General features: G+C 64.0%; 20 protein-coding genes and 1 riboswitch. Of the genes, 12 read left to right on the forward strand and 8 right to left on the reverse strand.

Going from position 1 to position 21,064, the window contains the following annotated elements:
* Positions 1-52: 52 nt before the first annotated feature.
* The 3 genes from fgd (at position 53) to M0639_RS07310 (ending at position 4,493) form a co-directional block, all read left to right on the forward strand.
* Positions 53-1,066 carry a glucose-6-phosphate dehydrogenase (coenzyme-F420) gene (gene fgd / locus M0639_RS07300; RefSeq protein ID WP_003944371.1) on the forward strand — a complete coding sequence of 338 codons (1,014 nt, stop codon included), beginning with the start codon at positions 53-55 and terminating at the stop codon, positions 1,064-1,066.
* 146 nt (positions 1,067-1,212) lie between these two features.
* Positions 1,213-3,297 carry a phosphate acetyltransferase gene (gene pta / locus M0639_RS07305; protein ID WP_042452123.1) on the forward strand — a complete coding sequence of 695 codons (2,085 nt, stop codon included), beginning with the start codon at positions 1,213-1,215 and terminating at the stop codon, positions 3,295-3,297.
* On the forward strand, positions 3,294-4,493 hold the full coding sequence (locus M0639_RS07310; protein WP_064074672.1) for an acetate kinase: 1,200 nt from the start codon (positions 3,294-3,296) through the stop codon (positions 4,491-4,493). Before pta ends, M0639_RS07310 begins: the two co-directional genes overlap by 4 nt.
* 33 nt (positions 4,494-4,526) lie before the next feature.
* Here M0639_RS07310 and M0639_RS07315 read toward each other — a convergent pair whose 3' ends face one another.
* The 3 genes from M0639_RS07315 to M0639_RS07325 are packed head-to-tail and all read right to left on the reverse strand — an operon-like array spanning position 4,527 to position 9,224.
* Positions 4,527-6,854 carry a serine/threonine-protein kinase gene (locus tag M0639_RS07315; RefSeq protein ID WP_064074673.1) on the reverse strand — a complete coding sequence of 776 codons (2,328 nt, stop codon included), beginning with the start codon at positions 6,852-6,854 and terminating at the stop codon, positions 4,527-4,529.
* Between the two features lie 7 nt (positions 6,855-6,861).
* Positions 6,862-7,848 carry a glutamate ABC transporter substrate-binding protein gene (locus tag M0639_RS07320; protein ID WP_042925914.1) on the reverse strand — a complete coding sequence of 329 codons (987 nt, stop codon included), beginning with the start codon at positions 7,846-7,848 and terminating at the stop codon, positions 6,862-6,864.
* Between the two features lie 14 nt (positions 7,849-7,862).
* Positions 7,863-9,224, reverse strand: coding sequence for a hypothetical protein (locus M0639_RS07325; RefSeq protein WP_064074674.1), 1,362 nt, complete (start codon positions 9,222-9,224; stop codon positions 7,863-7,865).
* 158 nt (positions 9,225-9,382) lie between these two features.
* Between M0639_RS07325 and M0639_RS07330 the strand changes: the two genes are divergently transcribed.
* Positions 9,383-9,997: an NUDIX hydrolase gene (locus M0639_RS07330; protein WP_064074675.1), complete on the forward strand. Its 615-nt coding sequence runs from the start codon at positions 9,383-9,385 to the stop codon at positions 9,995-9,997.
* A 92-nt stretch (positions 9,998-10,089) separates the two neighbouring features.
* On the opposite strand, the gene M0639_RS34930 is transcribed toward M0639_RS07330, so the two are convergent.
* A complete protein-coding gene (locus M0639_RS34930; RefSeq protein ID WP_003944354.1) occupies positions 10,090-10,221 on the reverse strand; it encodes a hypothetical protein in 132 nt (43 codons plus the stop codon).
* 248 nt (positions 10,222-10,469) lie between these two features.
* Positions 10,470-11,165 carry a thiamine phosphate synthase gene (gene thiE / locus M0639_RS07335; RefSeq protein WP_003944422.1) on the reverse strand — a complete coding sequence of 232 codons (696 nt, stop codon included), beginning with the start codon at positions 11,163-11,165 and terminating at the stop codon, positions 10,470-10,472.
* Positions 11,166-11,191: 26 nt separating this feature from the next.
* Positions 11,192-11,338: riboswitch (TPP riboswitch) on the forward strand.
* Between thiE and thiO the strand changes: the two genes are divergently transcribed.
* From thiO to M0639_RS07370, 7 genes are all read left to right on the forward strand, one after another.
* Positions 11,338-12,417: a glycine oxidase ThiO gene (thiO, locus tag M0639_RS07340; protein ID WP_064074676.1), complete on the forward strand. Its 1,080-nt coding sequence runs from the start codon at positions 11,338-11,340 to the stop codon at positions 12,415-12,417. It overlaps the preceding riboswitch by 1 nt.
* The gene (gene thiS / locus M0639_RS07345) at positions 12,414-12,629 is read left to right on the forward strand and encodes a sulfur carrier protein ThiS (RefSeq protein WP_003944402.1); all 216 of its coding nucleotides are present in this window, start codon (positions 12,414-12,416) and stop codon (positions 12,627-12,629) included. Before thiO ends, thiS begins: the two co-directional genes overlap by 4 nt.
* Entirely contained in the window at positions 12,622-13,374 is a 753-nt protein-coding gene (thiG, locus tag M0639_RS07350; RefSeq protein ID WP_007726857.1) for a thiazole synthase, read from the forward strand. Before thiS ends, thiG begins: the two co-directional genes overlap by 8 nt.
* Positions 13,375-13,503: 129 nt before the next feature.
* Positions 13,504-14,493 (forward strand): ABC transporter ATP-binding protein, encoded by a 990-nt coding sequence (locus M0639_RS07355; RefSeq protein WP_058038516.1) that lies wholly within the window; start codon positions 13,504-13,506, stop codon positions 14,491-14,493.
* Complete coding sequence (locus M0639_RS07360; protein ID WP_047268852.1) at positions 14,493-15,263, forward strand: ABC transporter permease; 771 nt, start codon at positions 14,493-14,495, stop codon at positions 15,261-15,263. Before M0639_RS07355 ends, M0639_RS07360 begins: the two co-directional genes overlap by 1 nt.
* Positions 15,264-15,395: 132 nt before the next feature.
* Positions 15,396-16,847, forward strand: a complete 1,452-nt coding sequence (locus M0639_RS07365; protein WP_007730129.1) for a M20/M25/M40 family metallo-hydrolase — start codon at positions 15,396-15,398, stop codon at positions 16,845-16,847.
* A 113-nt stretch (positions 16,848-16,960) separates the two neighbouring features.
* The gene (locus M0639_RS07370; protein WP_007730127.1) at positions 16,961-17,812 is read left to right on the forward strand and encodes an adenylate/guanylate cyclase domain-containing protein; all 852 of its coding nucleotides are present in this window, start codon (positions 16,961-16,963) and stop codon (positions 17,810-17,812) included.
* Between the two features lie 18 nt (positions 17,813-17,830).
* On the opposite strand, the gene thiD is transcribed toward M0639_RS07370, so the two are convergent.
* Complete coding sequence (gene thiD, locus M0639_RS07375) at positions 17,831-18,673, reverse strand: bifunctional hydroxymethylpyrimidine kinase/phosphomethylpyrimidine kinase (protein ID WP_003945044.1); 843 nt, start codon at positions 18,671-18,673, stop codon at positions 17,831-17,833.
* Between the two features lie 156 nt (positions 18,674-18,829).
* Here thiD and M0639_RS07380 point away from each other — a divergent pair, with 156 nt between their 5' ends.
* Positions 18,830-19,261, forward strand: coding sequence for a GNAT family N-acetyltransferase (locus tag M0639_RS07380; RefSeq protein WP_231915197.1), 432 nt, complete (start codon positions 18,830-18,832; stop codon positions 19,259-19,261).
* 44 nt (positions 19,262-19,305) lie between these two features.
* Here the strand turns inward: M0639_RS07380 and M0639_RS07385 are convergent, their stop codons facing one another.
* The gene (locus M0639_RS07385; protein ID WP_042926198.1) at positions 19,306-20,106 is read right to left on the reverse strand and encodes an exodeoxyribonuclease III; all 801 of its coding nucleotides are present in this window, start codon (positions 20,104-20,106) and stop codon (positions 19,306-19,308) included.
* A 16-nt stretch (positions 20,107-20,122) separates the two neighbouring features.
* Entirely contained in the window at positions 20,123-21,064 is a 942-nt protein-coding gene (locus tag M0639_RS07390) for an N-acetylglutamate synthase, CG3035 family (RefSeq protein WP_202426378.1), read from the reverse strand.

The raw sequence follows: 21,064 nt of genomic DNA on the forward strand, positions 1-21,064 counted from the left end.
AACGTGAAGCATGTCAGAGAAGTAAACGAAACAGACGACAAGGGAGTGCACGGTGGCGCAGGAACTCAAGCTCGGATACAAGGCATCGGCTGAGCAATTCGGCCCTCGCGAACTGGTAGAGCTGGCAGTTCTGGCAGAGCAGCACGGCATGGATTCCGTTGCGGTGAGCGATCATTTCCAGCCGTGGCGTCACAACGGTGGCCACGCACCGTTCTCGCTCGCCTGGATGACCGCCGTCGGTGAGCGCACCGAGCGCGTGCAGATCGGCACGTCCGTGATGACGCCGACGTTCCGCTACAACCCGGCAGTCATCGCTCAGGCGTTCGCGACGATGGGATGTCTCTACCCGGGACGCATCATGCTCGGCGTCGGCAGCGGTGAGGCTCTCAACGAGATCGCCACCGGCTTCCAGGGCGAGTGGCCCGAGTTCAAGGAACGCTTCGCGCGGCTGCGTGAGTCCGTGCGGTTGATGCGTGAGCTGTGGCTGGGCGATCGTGTCGACTTCGAAGGCGAGTACTTCACCACTCGTGGCGCGTCGATCTACGACGTTCCCGAGGGTGGGATTCCCGTGTACATCGCGGCCGGCGGACCCGTTGTCGCCCGGTACGCGGGACGTGCCGGTGACGGCTTCATCTGCACCTCCGGAAAGGGCATGGAGCTCTACACCGAGAAGCTGCTTCCAGCCGTTGCCGAGGGCGCAGCCAAGGCCGAGCGCGACGTCGCCGACATCGACAAGATGATCGAGATCAAGATCAGCTACGACACCGATCCGGAGGCTGCACTCGAGAACACCCGCTTCTGGGCTCCGCTGTCCCTGACGCCGGAGCAGAAGCACAGCATCGAGGATCCGATCGAAATGGAAGCCGCTGCCGACGCTCTGCCCATCGAGCAGGTGGCCAAGCGCTGGATCGTCGCTTCCGATCCGGACGACGCCGTCGAGCAGGTCAAGGCCTACGTCGATGCCGGTCTCAATCACCTGGTGTTCCACGCACCGGGCCATGATCAGCGCCGGTTCCTCGAACTGTTCGAGCGTGACCTCGCGCCTCGCTTGCGTGCTCTGGGCTGATCCTCGAGATCAACTGAACGGTGTCTGCCACTCGACGTGTGGCAGGCACCGTTCGTCTTTCTCGTAGCCGCCGGTTGTCGGCACGAGCGTGAGCGTGACCACGATCAGTGGCAAGGTGGGCGGCGGCCCACACTAGGCTGTTGGGCATGCCAGAAGCGCCCGCTGCCGTGTCGAGTGTCTACGTTGCCTCTCCTGAAGGTGACACCGGAAAATCCACCATCGCGCTTGGCGTGCTGCAGATGCTGTGCGCGACCGTCGCCCGGGTCGGTGTCTTCCGCCCGATCGCCCGCTCTACCGAGGAAACCGACTACATCCTCGAACTGCTGCTCGAGCACACCACCGCCGATCTCTCCTACGCCGACGCACTCGGCGTCACCTACGAGCAGGTTCACGCCGATCCTGAAGCCGCGCTGGCCGACATCGTCGCGAAGTACCACACCGTGGCCGAGCAGTGCGACGCCGTCGTCATCATCGGAAGTGACTACACCGACGTAGCAAGCCCGAGCGAGCTGAGCTTCAACGCCCGCATCGCCGTGAACCTCGGCGCGCCGGTTCTGCTGGCGGTACGCGGCGCTCGGCGCAGTGTCGAGGAGGTCGCCCAGCTCGCGCATCTATGCGCCGCCGAGTTGGCCGCCAACCACGCTCATCTGCTCGCCGTCGTCGCCAATCGTTGCGATCCCGACAAGCTCGACGAGGTCACCGCAGCGCTGTCCGACATCGGTGTTCCGACGTGGAGCCTGCCGGAGATTCCGTTGCTCGTCTCACCCACGATGGCCGAGTTGATGGAAGCCACCGGCGGCGAGTTGTACTCGGGTGACCCGGAACTGCTGCACCGCGAAGCGCTCAAGGTGATGGTGGGCGGCATGACCGCCGAGCACATCCTCGAGCGTCTGGTCGAGGGCATGGTCGTCATCGCACCGGGCGATCGCTCGGACGTACTGCTCGCATTGCTCAATGCACATGAGGCGGAAGGATTTCCGTCGCTCGCGGGCATCATCATGAACGGCGGAATCACACCGCACCCAGCCATCGCAGCGTTGATGGCCGGCCTCAAACAGCGTCTTCCGATCCTGACGACAACCCTCGGTACCTTCGACACCGCAAGCGCCGCAGCCCAAACCCGCGGACGCGTGGCAGTCGGTTCGCAGCGCAAGGTGGACACCGCGTTGAGCTTGATGGAACAGCGCGTCGACGCCGACGTCCTGATGGACCGACTGGCACTGCCGATCCCGTCCGTCGTGACCCCACAGATGTTCGAGTACAAGCTCATCGACCGCGCTCGACGCGATCGCAAGCACATCGTCCTGCCTGAGGGTGACGACGACCGGATCCTGCGCGCGGCCGGCCGGCTGCTGCAGCGCCAGGTTGCCGACCTGACGATCCTCGGCGACGAACCCAGTGTGCGTCGACGCGCAGCGGAACTCGGCGTCGACATCAGCGGCGCGCAGGTACTCGCACCCGCGCAGTCCGAGTACACCGAGCGCTTCGCACAGGAATACACCGCGCTGCGTGCTCACAAGGGCATGACCATCGAGCGGGCCCGCGAGGTGATCGCCGACATCTCGTACTTCGGAACGATGATGGTGCACTTGGGAATTGCCGACGGCATGGTGTCCGGCGCTGCACACACCACCGCTCACACGATCCGGCCCTCGTTCGAGATCATCAAGACCGCCCCCGGTGTCTCGACGGTCTCGAGCATCTTCCTGATGTGCCTGGCCGACCGCGTTCTCTCCTACGGTGACTGCGCAGTGGTTCCGGACCCGACGTCGGAGCAGTTGGCGGACATCGCGATCTCGTCCGCACAGACGGCGTCGCAGTTCGGGATCGATCCGCGCATCGCGATGCTCTCGTACTCCACCGGGGATTCGGGCAGCGGAGCCGACGTCGACAAGGTTCGCACCGCGACCGCTTTGGTGCGCGAGCGTCGACCGGATCTGTTGGTGGAAGGGCCCATTCAGTACGACGCCGCCGTCGAGCAGAGTGTCGCCGACAAGAAGATGCCGGATTCGCTGGTGGCGGGCAAAGCAACGGTGTTCGTGTTCCCGGACCTGAACACCGGCAACAACACGTACAAGGCAGTGCAGCGTAGCGCCGGTGCTATCGCCGTCGGGCCGGTTCTGCAGGGACTGAACAAGCCGGTCAACGACCTCTCGCGTGGAGCGTTGGTCCAGGACATCGTCAACACCGTGGCTATCACGGCAATACAGGCACAGGGAGCGCAAGCGTGAGCGACGGCACCGTACTGGTCATCAATTCCGGCTCGTCATCCATCAAATTTCAACTCGTGCATCCGGATACGGCGGAATCGGTGGCGCACGGTCTCATCGAGCGCATCGGTGAGCCCGACGGCCACATCGTCTACAACCACCGCACCGGAGTCGAAGACCGGAGCCTTCCGATCGCCGATCACCGCGCAGGTCTGAAGATGGTGCTCGACATCGTCGCCGAGGTCGGGCGGCCGCTGAGTGAGGCCGGAATCATCGCAGTCGGTCACCGAGTCGTGCACGGTGGTGACATCTTCTATTCGCCGACTCTCATCGACGACGGCGTCGTGAAAGCCATCGCGGATTTGTCGAACCTTGCGCCGCTGCACAATCCGGCCAACGTGATCGGTATCGAGGTGGCGCGCGAAGAACTGCCAGACGTTCCGCACGTCGCAGTGTTCGACACCGCCTTCTTTCACACACTGCCCGCGGCGGCGTCCACCTATGCGATCGATCGGGATGTGGCCAAGGCCAACCAGATTCGCCGGTACGGCTTCCACGGGACCTCACACGAATACGTGTCTGGACGGGTCGCGGAGTTCCTCGGCAAGGATCCCGCCGAGCTGAATCAGATAGTCCTGCACCTCGGAAACGGCGCTTCGGCCTCGGCAATCAAGGGCGGCAAGGCCATCGACACCACGATGGGCCTCACCCCGCTCGAGGGTCTTGTCATGGGCACCCGCAGCGGCGACATCGATCCAGGCATCATCTTGCACCTCAATCGCAACTCGGGAATGAAGGTCGACGAGATCGACGACCTCCTCAACCGGCGCTCCGGTTTGAAGGGACTGTCGGGAGTCAACGATTTCCGTGCCCTGCTCGCACTGATCGAGGGCGGCGACCAAGACGCACAACTTGCCTACGACGTCTACGTACACATGCTCCGTAAGTACATCGGTGCCTTCATCGTTCAACTCGGTGGCCTCGACGTCATCACCTTCACCGGCGGTGTTGGCGAGAACAACGTCGACGTACGACGCGACAGCCTGGCCGGGCTTTCCCGTCTCGGTATCGAGGTCGATCCGGCTCTCAACGAGGCGAAGAGTCGCGACGAGCGTCGTATCTCCGCATCCTCGTCGGCTGTCGAGGTGCTGGTGGTCCCCACCAACGAGGAGTTGGCGATCGCCCGCGCGGCGAAGGCTTTGGTGGCCGCACTGTAGGTTTCTGCAGCACTGTAAACCTCGGGGCGTCCGTCAGAAATTGCTGCGCGGACGCACCGCATTCGCCCGGTCCACGAGGGCGTAGCGGTGCGTGCGGGAGGTCGTGGCGCGAGCGAGGGCGCGAAGGCAGGCTTCGGCTCCGGTGCGCAGACCTTGCTCGGTGAAGGGCAGGTCGAGGATGGGTTCGAGTTCGGTGTGCGAGCGATTGCCGTAGCGAATCCAATCGAGTGCCGTGCCCAACACCAGGGTTCGCATCTGCAGGCTTCGGCTCTCTTCAGCAGGTAGCGCCCGAACACGACGGGCGGCTTCCCGCAGAGTCGATTCGTCGAGTTCGGCGATCGGAACGCCGGACAGCATCGTCAGAGCGCTGGACATCCGTGCGACGTTGTAGTGCCGGGAAGACGTGGGTACTTCGTCGAGGGCGGCGATGGCTGCCTTCTTGTTGCCGTGATCGGCGAGTTGTCGGGCGAGCCCGAATGCTGCGCTCACGTAGTTTCGTTCGGTCCGCCAGACGGTGCGGTAGTACTTCTCGGAGAATCGGCACCATTGGTCCGGGTCGTCGCTCTCCCAGTGCTGGAGAATCAGTTCTGCCGTCGCTGCCAACGCCAGCTTGGGGGCAGCCTCGCCGGGCAGTGCGGTGAGAACTGCCTCGAAGTGACTGAAAGCGGGCTCGAATCGGTCCAGTTGTAACGCCGCAAGTCCTCGATACCACTCGATCTTCCAGTGGTCCCCGATGTTCTGCTGGAGTTCGCCCAGAACTGTCAGTGCGGTTTCCGGATCACCGAGATCGAGATGAGCTTTGGCCTCGGCCAGTCGAACTTCGCCCGAGACGGCGGCCGCCGGTGTGCCTGACGTTCGGTCGATTCCGTTCTCGCGGGCATGCGTGAGAGCATCGAGAGTCTGAGACGGTTCGCTGTGCACCGCCGCTGCCAGCAACGGCGCGCTGGGATCGGTGGGGTCGACCAACGGAATGGGAAGGGCGTGCGCAACTTCGCGCGGATCGAGAGCGGCGTCGTGGCTGATACCGTCGACGTACACATCGGTTTGCCCGACCAATTCATCGGTGCCGAAAGACGTTCGCTGCCTGCTGAACACGAGCGAGAGTCCGGGATTCTCCTGCCCGGTCTGCTCGGCGAGGATTTCTCGCAGAACGCCGGTGAGTTGTCCCGCGATTTCCTCGGCGGACTGAAATCGCTTCTTCGGATCCGGGTCGGTGGCGCGTAGCAGTAGACGGTGGAAGAACTCGTGGTCGCGCAGTAGTGGCTCGTCCTCGGGTTCGGGAAGGCCGTCGAGGTACCGTCCGTGCTTCGAAGGCATGTCGAGGGTGAGAACCGCGAGTGTTCTTCCGACGGTGAAGATGTCGGAGGCGATGGTCGGACCGGTCTCGATGATCTCGGGTGCTTGATAGCCGGCGGTACCGTACAGGTATCCGTAGTCTTCGATTCCGGACACGGCGCCGAGATCGATCAGCTTCAACTGATCCTCGGTGACCATCACGTTCTCGGGCTTGAGGTCGTTGTAGGCCAGGCCGGTGGAATGCAGATAGCTCAGCGCCGGAAGGATTTCCAGTACGTAGCCGATTGCCTGCTCGATCGGCATGTGCTTGCCGTCCGGGAATTCGGCCAGCACCTCGCGCAATGATCGCCCACCCACGTACTCCATGACGATGTACCCCATGGGTGTGCCGTCCGGGCGCGGATGCTCGACGAAGTTGAAGATCTTGACGATGCTGGGGTTGGCGACCTCGGCGAGGAACTGACGCTCGGCCACCGCAACGGCTTGCGCTTCGGAATCACCGAAATGCAAGAGCCCCTTGAGAACTACCCACCTGTCGCTGACATTGCGATCGATCGCGAGGTAGATCCATCCCAGGCCGCCGTGCGCGATGGGCCCTTGAACCTCGTATTGACCGGACACCAATTCGCCCTCTTCGAGGAGTGGGCGGAAGTCGAAAGTGGAACCGCACTTGGGGCAGGTGCCGTGCTGAGTTGCCTTGGTGCTTGCGCTCTTACGACCGACTGGTTCGTTGCATTTCCAACAGAAGCGTTTCCGCTCGGGGACGGTCGGGTCACTCATCACCGCAGACGCGGGGTCGATCTGCGGGACGGGGGGAACCTCGACCAGGCCGCCGCCGAGACGCAGCTTTCGCCCCGACCGGCTGCGGCGGGATCGAGTGGAGCGGCCGGTAGGGGAGGAGGACGCGGACGGCGTGGTTCCTCGTATCTGGGCCGAGGTCGGTTCGAGACGCTCGTAGGCGCCCGTGGCTTCGGGCTCGGGCCGCTCGTAGGCGCCGGTGGCTTCGGGTTCGGGACGCATGGAAGCCTGCGTGGCGTCGGGCTCGGGGCCGGTTTCTTCGGTCATGTCAGCCTCAATCCCGGTAGACGGCCGGCGGGGGACCGGGCGAAGGACCGAGGACGCTGAGCCAGCGGTCGTAGATACGGTTCCAGGTCCCGTCGCTCCGGATCCGATCCAGTGTTCCGTTGACGAATCGGACCAAGTCGGGGTTGTCCTTGTTCACTCCGATTCCGTACGGTTCGACGCCCAGTGAGCCACCGACCATCATCAGATACGGGTCTTGCGAGGCGAGGCCCGCGAGGATCGTGTCGTCGGTGCTGATCGCGTCCACCTGCCCCTGCTGGAGGACGACGAGGCAGTCGGACCACATCGGGACGGTGACGACGGTGGCTTCGGGTTGGAGTTGCTGGATTCGAGTCGCCGAGGTCGTTCCCCGGGCAGCGCAGACCCGCTTGCCTGCGAGGTCGTCGATGCCGCGGACGGATGACCCCTGCAAGACCTGAATTCGTTGTTCAGCGGAGAAGTACTGCGTCGAGAAGTCGACCTTCTCGCGCCGCTCGCACGTGATGGTCATGGTCTTGACGACCACGTCGACCATCGATTCCTGGAGTGCGGCGATCCGATCGTCCGACGTCAGGATTCGGTACTCGATCTTCTCCGGGTCACCGAGCAGATCTCGGGCGATTTCGCGGGCGATGTCCACGTCGAAACCCTCGAGGCGCCCGGTGGCCGGATCGCGAAAGCTCATGAGGTTGGAACCGGTGTCCAGGCCCACGATCAGCCGCCCGCGGGCGCGGATGGCGTCGAGGCTCGGCGTGGGTGGCTGCGGAGATGCGTCTGCGGGGGTGGGCCGCAGGCTCGCGGTGAGGTTGGTGCACGACGCGGTAGTCGTCGGTGTCGGGCTGGGAGCGATGGTGGCCTCGGCCGGCAGCGGCGGTTCCGTGTACGACGTGGCGCCTGCGTTGTCCAAGTCTTCGGCTCGATCCGCACCGCAACCGGCGAGCATCAGCATGGCCGCTGCCAGAACCGCGACACATACGGCCGGGCTCTTCCTCCGCATCACCGGTACTCCCGTCACTGATACTCCCGCAGTCGAGGCCAGAATCCGATGAAGATTCCGGCAACTCCGAGAACTGCCAATACAGACATGCCCGGTGCAGAGGCAGCCAACACCCGGGAGGCGTACGAGACGTCGGACCGAAGATTCGTGCGCGAATCCACGATTCCCTGCCAGAGTTCGTGATCGAGCTTTCCGTACTCCGCGGCCGAATCCTGTTCTCCGGCGCCGATGGTGATGGCTGCGGCGGACGTGAAGTCGCCGTTTCCGAGACGGTCGTACATGCGCGTGTGCGCAGCCACCCACTGCTGGCGCGAGTCGAGTGCGGCGGTCAGCACTTCGCTGTTCACTCGGGCGCGTTCGTCGCTTTGCAGGCCCTCGAGGATGTCCCGCAGAGCATCGACCTTGCGGGTGAACGTCACGTTGTCCTCGGCGGTCGAATCCCGCCTCGCCAGCGTGAGGGTTTCCACGGTGCGTGCTTGCTGCGCCATGATTCGTGCCTCGGTCAGTTCGTGCAGTGGCTCGGCCCCGGCGTCGAGCGCGCGCCCGGTGGCCAGTGCGGAGACCAGTCCGACCGTGAGCAGCCACAGCAGAGCTGCAGCGACCGCCAGCGAGGCAAGGATCAACCCGAGATTGAAGCGTCGGCGACTCTTGCGGGAGAAGTACATCTGTGTCGCCACCAGCGCGCACAGCACGAAGACGAACGCCACGATCGGCCACCACGGTGGAGTCTCGAAATCGCGCTGTACTTGTGAGACCAGCGTCTCCTGCGAGGCGTGCAGTTGCTGGGCCATCGGCAGCAGCGAGGTCTGCATCAACTGGGAGGCCTCGCTCAAATATGCTGCCCCGACCGGGTTTCCGACGCGATTGTTCGCCCGTGCAGTTTCGACCAGCCCGGTGTAGACGGAGAGGTCGGTCGAGATAGTGGTCAACGCGCTGTGACCGGCAAGATCAGTCGAGTCGAGACCGGCCGACGCCTGGACGATCTCCGCAGAGGCCTCACCGATCGACTGCGTGTATCGGTCGCGGACTTCGGCGGGTTCGAGGCCGCCGGAGATGAAGGCGGTGGCCGCGGCGGCGTCTGCCAAGGACAACTCACTGTAGAGATTCTGGGCCGAGTTGGCGAGAGGCTCGGTTTCGACGAGGAGGAGGTCGAGGTTCGCCTGGCGATTCTCGATCGCTGCGGTGGCGAGGAGTCCGGCGATCAAAGTGATCGCGATCAGGATCAGTCCGACGACGGTCAACCGGCCAGGCGTCGAGGACATGAAGGCCTGCAGTTCGCGCCGCAGAAGTGCCTGCTCGTCCTCCGCCGACACTGATGTGGCCTCGGAGGGCGGCAGCGACCGGGGTTCGATGGACGGGACGACACGGTCGACCATCGAGCACCTCACTTCGCTGTAGGCGGGCTACCGAGAAATGATGCCGCCGAGAAATGATTCAGGGCATCTTCGCGAGCATATAAGCATCACCTACACCTGGAGCAGATTGAAACGGTTAGTGTGGGACAACGGCGAGAGCAGGCGGAGCGAGGTAGTCGATGCGTGGTGACGGTGACGGTTGGTCCATCGGATCGGACGGTACTCGGCATTGGGGTAAACACGGAGCCGCAGGACTGCTACTGCGTGCCCCCGATTCGGACGGATCACCCATGGTCTTGCTGCAGCATCGTGCGGCGTGGAGCCATCAGGGCGGAACGTGGGCACTGCCCGGCGGAGCGCGGGACTCACACGAGAGCACGACGCACGCTGCCGTCCGGGAGGCACACGAAGAAGCAGGTATCGCCGAGGACGCCGTCCGTGTCCGCGGGGAAGTAGTGACGATGCGCGCCGAGAGCGGGTGGACTTACACCACCGTCGTGGCTGACGCGGCGCATCCACTGTCGACGGTTGCCAATGGTGAGAGCACCGAGTTGCGGTGGGTACGCGAAGCCGACGTCGACTCACTGCCGCTGCATCCGGGCTTCGGTTCCTCATGGCCCGACCTCCGGACCGAGCCTGTTGTGGCCGTGGACGGCGATCCGCACACCGTCGTGCTCGAGGACGGCGGATTCGGATGGTTGTCGGGTAGTTCCCACCACGGCAGTGACCAGGCAGGCAGCGACCAGGCAGGCAGCGACCAGAACCTGTCCGAGGCGAGCAGTACCCAGTCGTAGCAGTCGAGTCTTCACAGTTCATTCACAGCAGAAGGGCCGGACTCCGCGGGAGTCCGGCCCTTCGGTGTTTCGGTCGTCGACCGAAACGAGGCTCAGCTGAGCGAGTTCAGCGCCGTGATGAAGCTGACCGCGGTGATGCCGAGCTTGAGCAGCTCGCTGATCTTGCCGAGGTTCAGGTCTTCGAGCGATTCGGTGCTGAGCGAGCCGGTGTCGAGGGATCCCATTTAGTGCTCCTAGGTTCAGTTAGTAACTGGAGGTAAACTACAACAAACCGAATGGGATGTGACACGCAATCGGAGCAACTGTGAGCAAGATCACTTAATCCGACTTTTCGGACATCCAATCGCACCTAGGAACTGGGAGTTTGTTGTCTGATCGGACAACTTCCGTTCACAATTCGAGTCAGGCGTGCTGACCCGTAACTGTGCGGAAATCGCCCGGCAAACACTTGACGAACGCCAGTTACCGGCTTTCAGCGCCCAGCGACGGCTGCGGCGAGGCGTTGCGCGGCCGCCTGGGGGTCCGATGCTTGCGTGATTGCACGCACGACGACGATGCGCGTGGCGCCGGCATCGAGCAGCTCTGGCAGACGTTCCTCGTCGATGCCGCCGATCGCGAACCAGGGCCGCGGCGGTGCGGCGTCGGCGGTCGATCGAACCAGTTCCAAACCGGACGCACTTCGATTCGGTTTGGTCGGTGTCGCCCAGACCGGCCCGGTACAGAAGTAGTCGACGCCCTCTTCGATGGCGGCCAGACTCGCCTGCGCGCGACTGCTCGTCGAACGGCCGATGACTACGTCTTCACCGACAACGGTTCGCGCGTAGGGGACGGGAATGTCGTTCTGGCCGAGGTGGAGGATGTCGGCGCCGGAAGCCATCGCGAGATCCGCGCGATCGTTGACGGCCAACAATGCGCCGTGGCGTCGCGCTGCGGTCGCGAGAATGCCCAGCGCCACCAGTTCGTCCTTGGCCTCGAGCGGGCCGAACTCGCGCTCACCGGCAGAGCCTTTGTCACGCAATTGGATGATGTCGACTCCGCCGGACAATGCTGCCTCGGCGAACTGCGCGAGGTCGCCTTTCTCGCGGCGCGCGTCGGTGCACAGGTACAGCCGTGCTGCTGCCAGGCGCTCGCGCCGGTCGATGTCGTTACTGGGATGTGTGGGGTGCACGGAGCAAACGGTAGCCTCTAGGGAGCAAGGTTCGACACGGGAGTCCTGAAACGTCGTCGTCACTTTTTGTCGTGACTGCGAGGTTCGTAGGGCTGAGAGGGGATCGCGACCAGATCCCGACCGTCAGACCTGACCCGGATCATGCCGGCGCAGGAAGTGGAGGTGGAGTTTCGTGAGTACACACGCTCGTACGGTGTCGGTTGTCGGCGGCGGTGTCATCGGTCTCGCTATCGCGTGGCGAGCAGCCCGCGACGGGTGGGCCGTTCGGTTGTACGACCCGTCCATTGGATCAGGTGCTTCGTGGGTGGCGGGCGGAATGCTTGCCCCGCTTTCCGAAGGCTGGCCGGGTGAAGAAACCGCGTTGACAATCGGTGCAGCGTCCCTGGAACGGTGGCCGACGTTCGGTGAGGAGCTCGGAAAATTCGGGCAATCGGTCTTCACCGCGGACAGCTCGCTGACGGTTGCACTCGACACTGCCGACGCGCAGGACCTGCAGACCATCGCCGAGTGGGTGAGCTCGCAGGGGCACGAACTCGAAGTTCTCGGTCGCGCGCGCATCCGTGAACTCGAACCGATGCTGGGCCGGGGCATCCGGTCGGGGTTGATGGCTGTTGGTGAGTCCGCCGTCGACAACAGACTTCTGCTGGCGGCGTTGCAGAAGGCCTGTGCGGAATCCGGCGTCGAATTGATCGCGCGGGCCGTCGACGACCTCGCCGAACTCGATACCGATCAGATAGTGCTCACCGCCGGTATCGCGTCACCCAAGCTGTGGCCCGGGCTACCGGTACGCCCGGTCAAGGGCGAAATCCTTCGCTTGCGCAGTAGGCCTGGAGTCACCCCGGCGCCCAGCCGCACCATCCGCGGAAGCGTCCACGGGCGGCCCGCCTACCTCGTCCCGCGCGGTGACGGAATCGTCGTCGGCGCAACACAATACGAGTCTGGTGAGGATACACAGGTCACGATGGCCGGCGTACGGGACCTGATCAACGACGCCGAGGCACTGATGCCGGCGATCGGCGAATACGAACTGTACGAGTGCGCGGCAGGTCTGCGTCCCATGACGCCGGACAACCTGCCGTTGATCGGGCGCGTGTCCGATCGTGTTGTCGTCTCCACCGGGCACGGCCGCAACGGGGTCCTGCTGACGCCCGTCACCGCCGATGCGACGGTCGCGTTGCTGAACGGCACATCTTTGGTCGAGGTAAAAGGAACCGAACCCGAGCGGTTCGCAGTAGCTAAGGAAAATTCATGAGTGAGCAGGTCCCGATCGGGATCACCGTCAACGGCGAAGATCTCGAGTTCGATCGAGCAGTCACGGTGACCGAACTTCTGACGCACCTCGAGTTGCCGAGCAAAGGCATCGCCGTGGCCGTCGACGGTGCGCTCTTTCCTCGCGGGCGTTGGGACGAATCCGTCGGACGTGGTTGGGAAATCGAGATCCTCACGGCGGTGCAGGGTGGCTGAGCAGGACCTTCTCACTATCGCGGGCCGCAGTTTCGGTTCCCGGCTCATCACGGGGACAGGCGGCGCCGCCAACCTTGCGGTCCTCGAGGAAGCGCTTGTCGCCTCCGGTACCGAACTGACCACCGTCGCGATGCGGCGAGTCGACGCGGCCGGCGGCACCGGCGTTCTGGACCTGCTTCGTCGCCTCGGAATCGAACCGTTGCCGAACACCGCCGGGTGTCGGGGCGCCGCCGAAGCGGTCCTGACGGCGCAGTTGGCACGCGAAGCGCTCGAGACGAACTGGGTCAAACTCGAAGTCATCGCCGACGAGCGGACTCTGCTGCCCGACGCAATCGAACTCGTCTCCGCCGCAGAACAATTGGTGGACGACGGATTCACCGTCCTGCCGTACACGACGGACGATCCGGTGCTGGCGCTTCGCCTCGAAGAGGTCGGCTGCGCGGCAGTCATGCCGCTCGGTTCACCCATCGGGACAGGGCTGGGTATCGCGAATCCGCACAATATCGAGATGATCGTCGAGCGCGCCGGCGTGCCCGTCATCCTCGACGCCGGAATCGGAACGGCCAGCGACGCCACCCTTGCCATGGAGTTGGGCTGCGACGCCGTCCTACTTGCGACAGCGGTGACGCGGGCCAAGAATCCCGCGTTGATGGCGTCGGCGATGCGGCACGCAGTGGTAGCAGGTTTCGAAGCGCGTCACGCCGGCCGGATTCCCAAGCGGTTCTGGGCCCAAGCATCGTCCTGACGGACCATTTCCGGGTGTTTTCTCAGGGTTATGCCCAGATTGTCCGGCTTCGTGTCCTACCTGAGTACCACTCGGAACTAGACCTGTGGCCGATGTGCTGGTCATTGCCGGTAGGGCAAAGTTCTCCTCATGATTGAACTGAGGGGATTGACCAAGGTTTACGGACCGACGAAAGCGGTGGACGATTTGTCGTTCACGGTCAAGCCGGGCATCGTGACGGGCTTCCTGGGCCCGAACGGTGCAGGTAAGTCGACGACGATGCGGATGATCCTGGGTCTGGATCAGCCGACGTCGGGTGCGGCGTTGATCGAGGGCAAGCCGTACCGCGAGCTCAAGACGCCGTTGCGGACTGTCGGCGCGTTGCTGGATGCGAAGTGGGTGCACCCCAATCGCAGTGCGCGTGCACATCTGCAGTGGATGGCTGCTTCGAACGGGATCCCGAAGTCCCGCGTCGACGAGGTGCTCGGGTTGGTCGGGTTGTCCGAGGTGGCGGGCAAGAAGGCCGGCGGGTTCTCGCTCGGTATGTCGCAGCGTCTGGGGTTGGCGGGTGCGTTGTTGGGGGATCCGAAGGTGTTGTTGTTCGACGAGCCGGTCAACGGTCTCGATCCGGAGGGCATCGTCTGGATTCGTAAGTTCATGCAGCGGTTGGCGGCCGAGGGCCGCACGGTGTTGGTGTCGAGTCACCTTCTGTCGGAGATGGCGCTCACGGCGGAGCAGTTGGTGGTGATCGGTCGGGGTCGGTTGATTTCGGATTCGACGGTCGCGGAGTTCGTGGATCGTTCGTCGGAGTCGACGGTGCGCGTGCGCAGCCCACAGCTCGATGCGTTGCGCAGTGTGTTGCTCTCGCAGGGGCTGACGGTGCGTGAAGACGGTTCCGGCGTTGCCCCGGCATTGGTGGTCGTGGATTCGACCACCGATGTGATCGGTGGTTTAGCTGGTTCGCAGGGAATCGTGTTGTACGAGTTGGCTTCTCAGCAGGGGTCGCTCGAGGATGCGTTCATGAAGTTGACCGGGGACGATGTCCAGTACCACGCATCCGGTATCGATCCGGGTGTCGGTGCACACCACGCAAATACACAGCAGGCAAACACGCAGCAGGCTATGGGAGGTGCACTGTAATGGCTGTTCTCAGTGCTGAACGTATCAAGATCACCACGACCAAGTCGCCGCTGTGGTGCTCGGTCATCATCGTCGTGCTCGCGCTCGGCTTCGCGGCCATCATGGGCGCGGTTGCCAAGTCGGCTCTGACGTCCTCCGACGTCCAGGGAGCACCGGACCTCGACACCGCCGTTGCCACGGCCGGCATCTCGGGTTTCGGAATCATGGTTCTCATGATCATGGCGGCCCTCGCGGTCACCAGTGAGTACCGCTTCGGGACCATCCGCACCACCTTCCAGGCCGTTCCGAACCGTGCCTCGGTTCTGATCGCCAAAGCCGGCCTCATCGGTGCTTTCGGTGCTGTACTGACATTTGTTCTCGCCTTCGGCGCGTACGCCATGGCCAAGGCCATCGCCGGTACCGAGGCGAGTGCCGGATTGACTCTGTCGAGCGGCAGTGACTGGCGCGCGATCTACGGCATCCCGATCTACGCCTTCCTGTGCGTGATTCTCGCTGTCGGCGTCGGATCGATCATTCGCCAGTCGGCCGGCGCTATTGCGTTGCTCCTGCTCTGGCCGCTGCTCATCGAGAGCCTGTTCGGACTGTTCGGCAGCTTCGGCGAGAAGATCACTCCGTTCCTGCCGTTCGCGAATGCAAACCACTTCCTCAGTGCGAGCAGCGGTGGCGTCGACTTCCACTGGGGACCCTGGGGCAGCCTGATTTACTTCGCGGCCTTCGTTCTGGTGATTTTCGGAGCAAGTATCGTCATCGTGAATCGTCGCGACGCCTGATCTTGTCGCTCCCTCGGTAGGTGTTGTCGGGAGACCTACCGAGAACAAGGAGTGACAGCAGAGTAGGGACCCAGTACGAAAAACCATTCGTACTGGGTCCCTTTCCTGTGCTCCGGCCGATATCCTCCGAAGATGAGACTCTTCGGTGTGGTTGTGGTCGCAATGGCTGGAGCACTCGTGGTGAGTGGATGCGCGTCGGGAAGTGAAGCGGCCGTCCCGACAGACCCGGTTGCATTCTCCGAGACCGTCACGGTCGACGCCGTGACCGGGCATCTGGAGCAACTCGAGAAGATCGCCGCCAACAACGAGGGCAATCGATCGGCCGGTACCCCCGGCTACGACGCCAGTGTCGACTACGTGGCAAACCTGCTCGAAGACAAGGGTTTCGAGGTCAGCACCCCGGAATTCGACTTCAGCTCCTTCGATCCCGGCACCGAATCCCTGAAAGCCGCTGACGGCTCCGATGTTCCGGTGCGGGCGCTGACATATTCCACCTCCACGGGACCGACCGGAATCACGGCGCGTCTGGTGGCGATTCCCGCCGACGAGACCCCCGGTTGCGAGGCCACCGACTACGACGGCCGCGACGTGAACGGTGCAATCGTGCTGGTCACCCGCGGAGTGTGCCCGTTCGGCGACAAGCAGAAGATCGCCGCTGATCGCGGCGCGGCGGCGTTGCTGGTTGCCAACAACGAGGACGCAATGCTGGGCGGGGCTACCTTGGGTGAACCCGAAGACGCCCGCATTCCGACCGGCGGGGTGAGTAAGGCGTCGGGCGAGGCTCTTGCCGCAGCGCCCGGAGACCTCACGCTGATTCTCGACACGTCGACGGAAACGACGAAGTCGCGCAACGTGATTGCGCAGACCAAGACCGGCGCGACCGACAACGTGGTTGTCGTGGGCGCCCACCTGGACAGTGTGCCGGAAGGTCCCGGAATCAACGACAACGGAAGCGGTACCGCAGCCGTACTGGAAACCGCGCTGCAGATGGGAAGCTCACCGAGCATCGAAAATGCCGTGCGTTTTGCTTTCTGGGGAGCGGAAGAAGTGGGATTGGTCGGCTCCACCCGCTACGTCGAGGGTCTGAGCGATCAGGAACGGGCCGACATCGCCCTGTACCTGAATTTCGACATGCTCGGTTCGCCCAACGCCGGATACCTGGCTTACGACGGCGACAACTCGGATGCCGTCGGGGAGGGGCCCGGGCCCGAGGGGTCGGCGGGCATCGAGCGCACCTTCGTCGATTTTCTCGCCGGGCGAGGGATTGCGGCGGACGGAACGGACTTCGACGGGCGCTCCGACTACGGCCCGTTCATCGAGATCGGGATCCCGGCGGGTGGCGTGTTCAGCGGCGCGGACGAGCGCAAGACGCCGGCACAGGCCGAGAAGTGGGGCGGAGAAGCGGAGGAGACCTTCGACCCGAACTACCACAGTGCCCAGGACAACCTCGCGAACATCGATCGCGAAGCGCTCGCTGCCAACGCTTCTGCAGTAGCCTTCGGAGTTGCGACGTATGCCCAGGATTTGAGCGGGCCGAACGGAGTTCCCGTCGGCGATGCCCGGACACAGGCCAGAACCGAATGATCGACTGACCGAATGATCGACTGACCGAATGATCGACTGTGCGAGCGACCAGGAGGCCACTGTGCGAGAACGGCGGCAGCACACTGTCTGTAACTCTGAGTTACGCTTGAGTTATGGCTGATCTGTCCCCGGAGAACACCGACACGGCAGGTGCTTCTTCCTCCTCGGTTCGAGGCGTCGTCGACGTCGTCTTGAACTCTGCGGCAGAACTTAACCGTCGGCAGCAGCTCATCGACGCGCTACGACGCCTCAGGCGGGCACTACCCGGTGATCCAGGGTTTGGGGATCCGCTCTCGCTCGCCGGCCCCGGCGGTGCCCGCGCCGTGGCGCGCGTCGCTGACAGATTGCTCGATCAGAAGCCGGCAGCCACTCGCGAAGTGAGCCTCGGAGCACTGCAGGTGTGGCAGGCAGCGCTGGAAAAGATGGGCCGCGGACGTGGCGATCAAGAACTGACCATCGTCTTCACCGATCTGGTGGGCTTCTCCACCTGGTCGCTCGCAGCCGGTGACGGCGCGACGCTGACCCTTCTGCGTGCGGTGGCGCAGGCCGTGGAAACTCCGATCACCGACAACGGCGGACACGTCGTCAAACGGATGGGCGACGGTCTGATGGCAGTGTTCATTCGCCCGGATGCGGCTTTGAAGGCGGTGTTCACCGCGCAGGACGCGCTCGCGGAAGTCGATCTCGACGGATACACCCCGCGCATGCGCGTCGGCCTACACACGGGTACCCCGCGTCAGATCGGTGACGACTGGCTCGGCGTCGACGTGACCATCGCCGCCCGGATGATGGGCTTGGGCGGCGACGGCAACGTCATGATGTCGGCGACAACTCTCGAGGAACTCGAAGCCGGCACCCTGGAGGATCTCGATCTCACGATCCGGCCATGGCGGCGAGGGTTTTTCGCGACCACGCCCAACGGAGTTCCCGTCGACCTGGGAATCTGGCGCGTGCGCCGGAACTAGCGCCCTGGACCTCGAGCGCTAGACCTGGAGCCGCCAGAGCGGGGACACCGGACCGTGTCCCGCGCCGAGGTCGTACGACGCCTCGAGACACTTGGTCACCCACTCCTTGCCGAACGCCACCGCGTCCGGAACGGAATAGCCGTGTGCGAGAGCGCAAGTGATCGCAGCAGCCAGCGTGTCTCCGCCGCCGTGATCGTTGCCGGTGTCGATCCGGGCACTGCTGAATTCGAGGAAACGGTCGCCGTCGAACAACAGGTCGGTGGACAACTCCGAAGTACGAAGGTGGCCACCCTTGACGATGGACCATTGAGCGCCGAGCGCATGCAGCGCTTCTGCCGCTTGGCGGGCGCTCTTGTCGTCGACGACCTCGATACCGGTGATCAACCGAACCTCGTCGAGGTTCGGAGTGACCACCGTGGCTGCCGGAATCAAGGTGTTGCGGACCGCGTCGAGAGCTTCTTCGTGCAGCAGCGGATCGCCGTGCATCGACGCGCACACCGGGTCGACCACGAGCGGAATCGGACGGTCGCGGCCGATCCCAACCTCGGCGGCAACCGCGGCCACCGCTTCGATGATCGTCGTCGACGCGAGCATTCCCGTCTTCGCCGCACCGACGCCGATGTCCGAGACCACGACGCGCACCTGGTCGGCGACGATCTCCGGCGGAATCTCGTGGAATCCGCTGACTCCCACCGAATTCTGGACCGTCACTGCGGCGACGGCCACGCAGGCGTGCACTCCGCACATCGCCATCGTGCGGGAATCGGCTTGAATGCCGGCTCCGCCACCGGAGTCGGTTCCGGCGATGGTCAATGCCCGAATCGGGGTCTGTCCGGCGGGGGTCAGGGGCAGCAGCTTCACGACGACGAGCCTACCGATCGGACCTGGGGAAACGGCAGCTCGGTCCCACCTCTCGCGGGAACGACGGCGCGAACTGCGATTGCGATCCGGTCGTTCCCAGTGCAAAAATTGGTCGAACCCGGGACAGCGTCGTCGGTAGCTGATTCTATGAGTGGCATGGATCACAGTTATGGAGAGCGTGCGAACGCAGCTGTCGCCGATCGCGCAGGTGCACATCGTGCCGTGGAGGTCGCCGCAATGAACGACATCGAAAATTCGAAAACCGGAACCTCACCGGAAGTCACGCTCGTGGACAATCCGTCGCACGAACGATTCGAACTGCTCTCCGACGACGAGTTGGTCGGCATCCTCGGATACCGCGACGAAGACGAGATTTCGGGGAGCGGAGCCGAAGCGGGCGACGTGGTTGCGTACATGCATACCGTCGTCAAAGAGGAGTACGGCGGGCAGGGACTGGCAGCCGTACTCGTGCAGTTCGCAATGGACTGCGCCCGTGAACGTGATTGGTCGGTACGGCCCGTGTGTACCTATGTTCAGCGGTACCTCGGCGAGCATCCCGAGTATCTGGAACTGCTCGTCGAGGACTAGAAGCCCGAGGGTGCAAACAGACGATCAGGCTCCGAGATTCACGATCACCCGAGATTCACGATCACCGGAGCGTGATCGCTGGCGCCCTTGCCTTTTCGCTCGTTTCGATCGATCTCGGCCGCCTCGACGCGTGCTGCGAATGCCGGTGAGCCGAGGATGAAGTCGATTCGCATACCCTGCTTCTTCGGGAAGCGAAGCTGCGTGTAATCCCAGTACGTGTACACGCCGGGACCGGGTGTGTACGGGCGAACTACGTCCGCGAACCCGGACTCGGTGAAGGCGGTGAACGCAGCTCGTTCCGGCTGCGACGTGTGGGTCTTGCCCTCGAAGAAAGCGGGATCCCACACGTCGTCGTCCGTGGGAGCGACGTTCCAGTCGCCGACCAGGGCGATCTGCGCGTCGGGATCCTGCTTGAGCCAGCCCTCCGCGTCGTCGCGCAGCTTGGCCAGCCAATCCAGCTTGTAGGCGTAATGCGGGTCTTCCAGCTCACGGCCGTTGGGGACGTACAGGCTCCACACCCGCACACCGCCGCAGGTGGCACCGATCGCACGTGCCTCGCGGACCGGGTCTGCCTCGGGATCCTTGTCGAATCCGGGCTGATCCTCGAATCCGATCTGCACGTCGTCCAAGCCGACGCGGGAAGCGATGGCGACACCGTTCCACTGGCTCAACCCGACGTGGGCGACCTCGTAGCCGATCTCCTTGAAGCGTTCGTACGGAAACTGCTCGTCCTTGCACTTGGTTTCCTGCATTGCCAGGACGTCGACGTCGGATCGACCGAGCCAGTCGATGATCCTGTCGGTACGGGCACGGACGGAGTTGACGTTCCAGGTAGCGATGCGCACGAGGGCAAGCCTAGCGTCAGCCGCCGACAGGATCGGTGGCGTATCGGTAGCGGTGGTGTTCGACGAATCCGAGCTGCTCGTAGAGCGCGATCGCCGCGAAGTTGTCCGCCGAAACCTGGAGGTACGCGTGCGTCGCACCGTTCTCACGACCCCAGGAGAGTAGATCTCCGCAGATCAGCGACCCGATTCCGTGACGACGGTGTTCAGGGGCGACGTGAATGCCGGTCAGTCCTACCCAGCGTTTGTGGTCGGGTGCCTCGGTGAGCGCAGCGCGCCCGATGGCAAGCGTCGTGTCGGTGTTTCCGATCGCGCCGAAAGTTGCAGTGCCCACGACAGCCGTGAGGACCGCCTCGACGTACGCCGGATCGCCGTGGGCGTCGTACATCGACAGCCAGTTGTGGTCGGGGCGGTCGGCGAACGAGGTGACCGGAGGACCGAGCGGCAGCGTGACATTGCCCAGATCGGCGGCCATCACGATGGTTTCCTTCTCGCTGCTCCACCCGTCCGGAGCGGTGCCGAGTCGATCGGGGAGGAGCAGCAGGGTCGGCAGTCCGCGGTCACCGAACCACTGGCGTATCCGCTCGATGGTGCTCGCGTCGAAGCCGGCAACCGCCCCCGCACCACCGAGCGGCAAAGCCGAATTGGCGCGGCCGGTGACACCGTGACCGGCGCGCAGCAACCAACCGTCGATCCACGCCTGCTCGACCCCCGGCCACGCCGCCGCAGCAGCCGTTTCGAGGTTTCGAATCTCGCCGATGCGAATCGGGCGGGCCGAGAGACTCTTGAGCGCGATCACCTGATCGGCGGAGACCTGGACCAGCCGACCGTCGCCGGCGCGAACGGCGATGGGATCGGCGCCCTCGAGGATGCCGATGACGTCGGTCATGGGATGCGAATAGCCGGGTGGGAGCTTGTATCGCAAAACCACCCGGCTACCGATCGAAATGTTGCCGTTCAG

The sequence above is a fragment of the Rhodococcus qingshengii JCM 15477 genome (assembly GCF_023221595.1).
GTDB classification, from domain to species: domain Bacteria; phylum Actinomycetota; class Actinomycetes; order Mycobacteriales; family Mycobacteriaceae; genus Rhodococcus_F; species Rhodococcus_F qingshengii.

Coding starts and splice junctions, on each gene's coding strand:
- M0639_RS07315 (WP_064074673.1), bottom strand. CDS start 6,854: ATGACCGAAGAAACCGGCCCCGAGCCCGACGCCACGCAGGCTTCCATG.
- M0639_RS07365 (WP_007730129.1), top strand. CDS start 15,396: ATGAGACTCTTCGGTGTGGTTGTGGTCGCAATGGCTGGAGCACTCGTG.
- M0639_RS07330 (WP_064074675.1), top strand. CDS start 9,383: ATGCGTGGTGACGGTGACGGTTGGTCCATCGGATCGGACGGTACTCGG.
- M0639_RS07325 (WP_064074674.1), bottom strand. CDS start 9,224: ATGGTCGACCGTGTCGTCCCGTCCATCGAACCCCGGTCGCTGCCGCCC.
- M0639_RS07320 (WP_042925914.1), bottom strand. CDS start 7,848: ATGCGGAGGAAGAGCCCGGCCGTATGTGTCGCGGTTCTGGCAGCGGCC.
- M0639_RS34930 (WP_003944354.1), bottom strand. CDS start 10,221: ATGGGATCCCTCGACACCGGCTCGCTCAGCACCGAATCGCTCGAAGAC.
- M0639_RS07360 (WP_047268852.1), top strand. CDS start 14,493: ATGGCTGTTCTCAGTGCTGAACGTATCAAGATCACCACGACCAAGTCG.
- thiS (WP_003944402.1), top strand. CDS start 12,414: ATGAGTGAGCAGGTCCCGATCGGGATCACCGTCAACGGCGAAGATCTC.
- M0639_RS07355 (WP_058038516.1), top strand. CDS start 13,504: ATGATTGAACTGAGGGGATTGACCAAGGTTTACGGACCGACGAAAGCG.
- M0639_RS07370 (WP_007730127.1), top strand. CDS start 16,961: ATGGCTGATCTGTCCCCGGAGAACACCGACACGGCAGGTGCTTCTTCC.
- pta (WP_042452123.1), top strand. CDS start 1,213: ATGCCAGAAGCGCCCGCTGCCGTGTCGAGTGTCTACGTTGCCTCTCCT.
- M0639_RS07380 (WP_231915197.1), top strand. CDS start 18,830: ATGGATCACAGTTATGGAGAGCGTGCGAACGCAGCTGTCGCCGATCGC.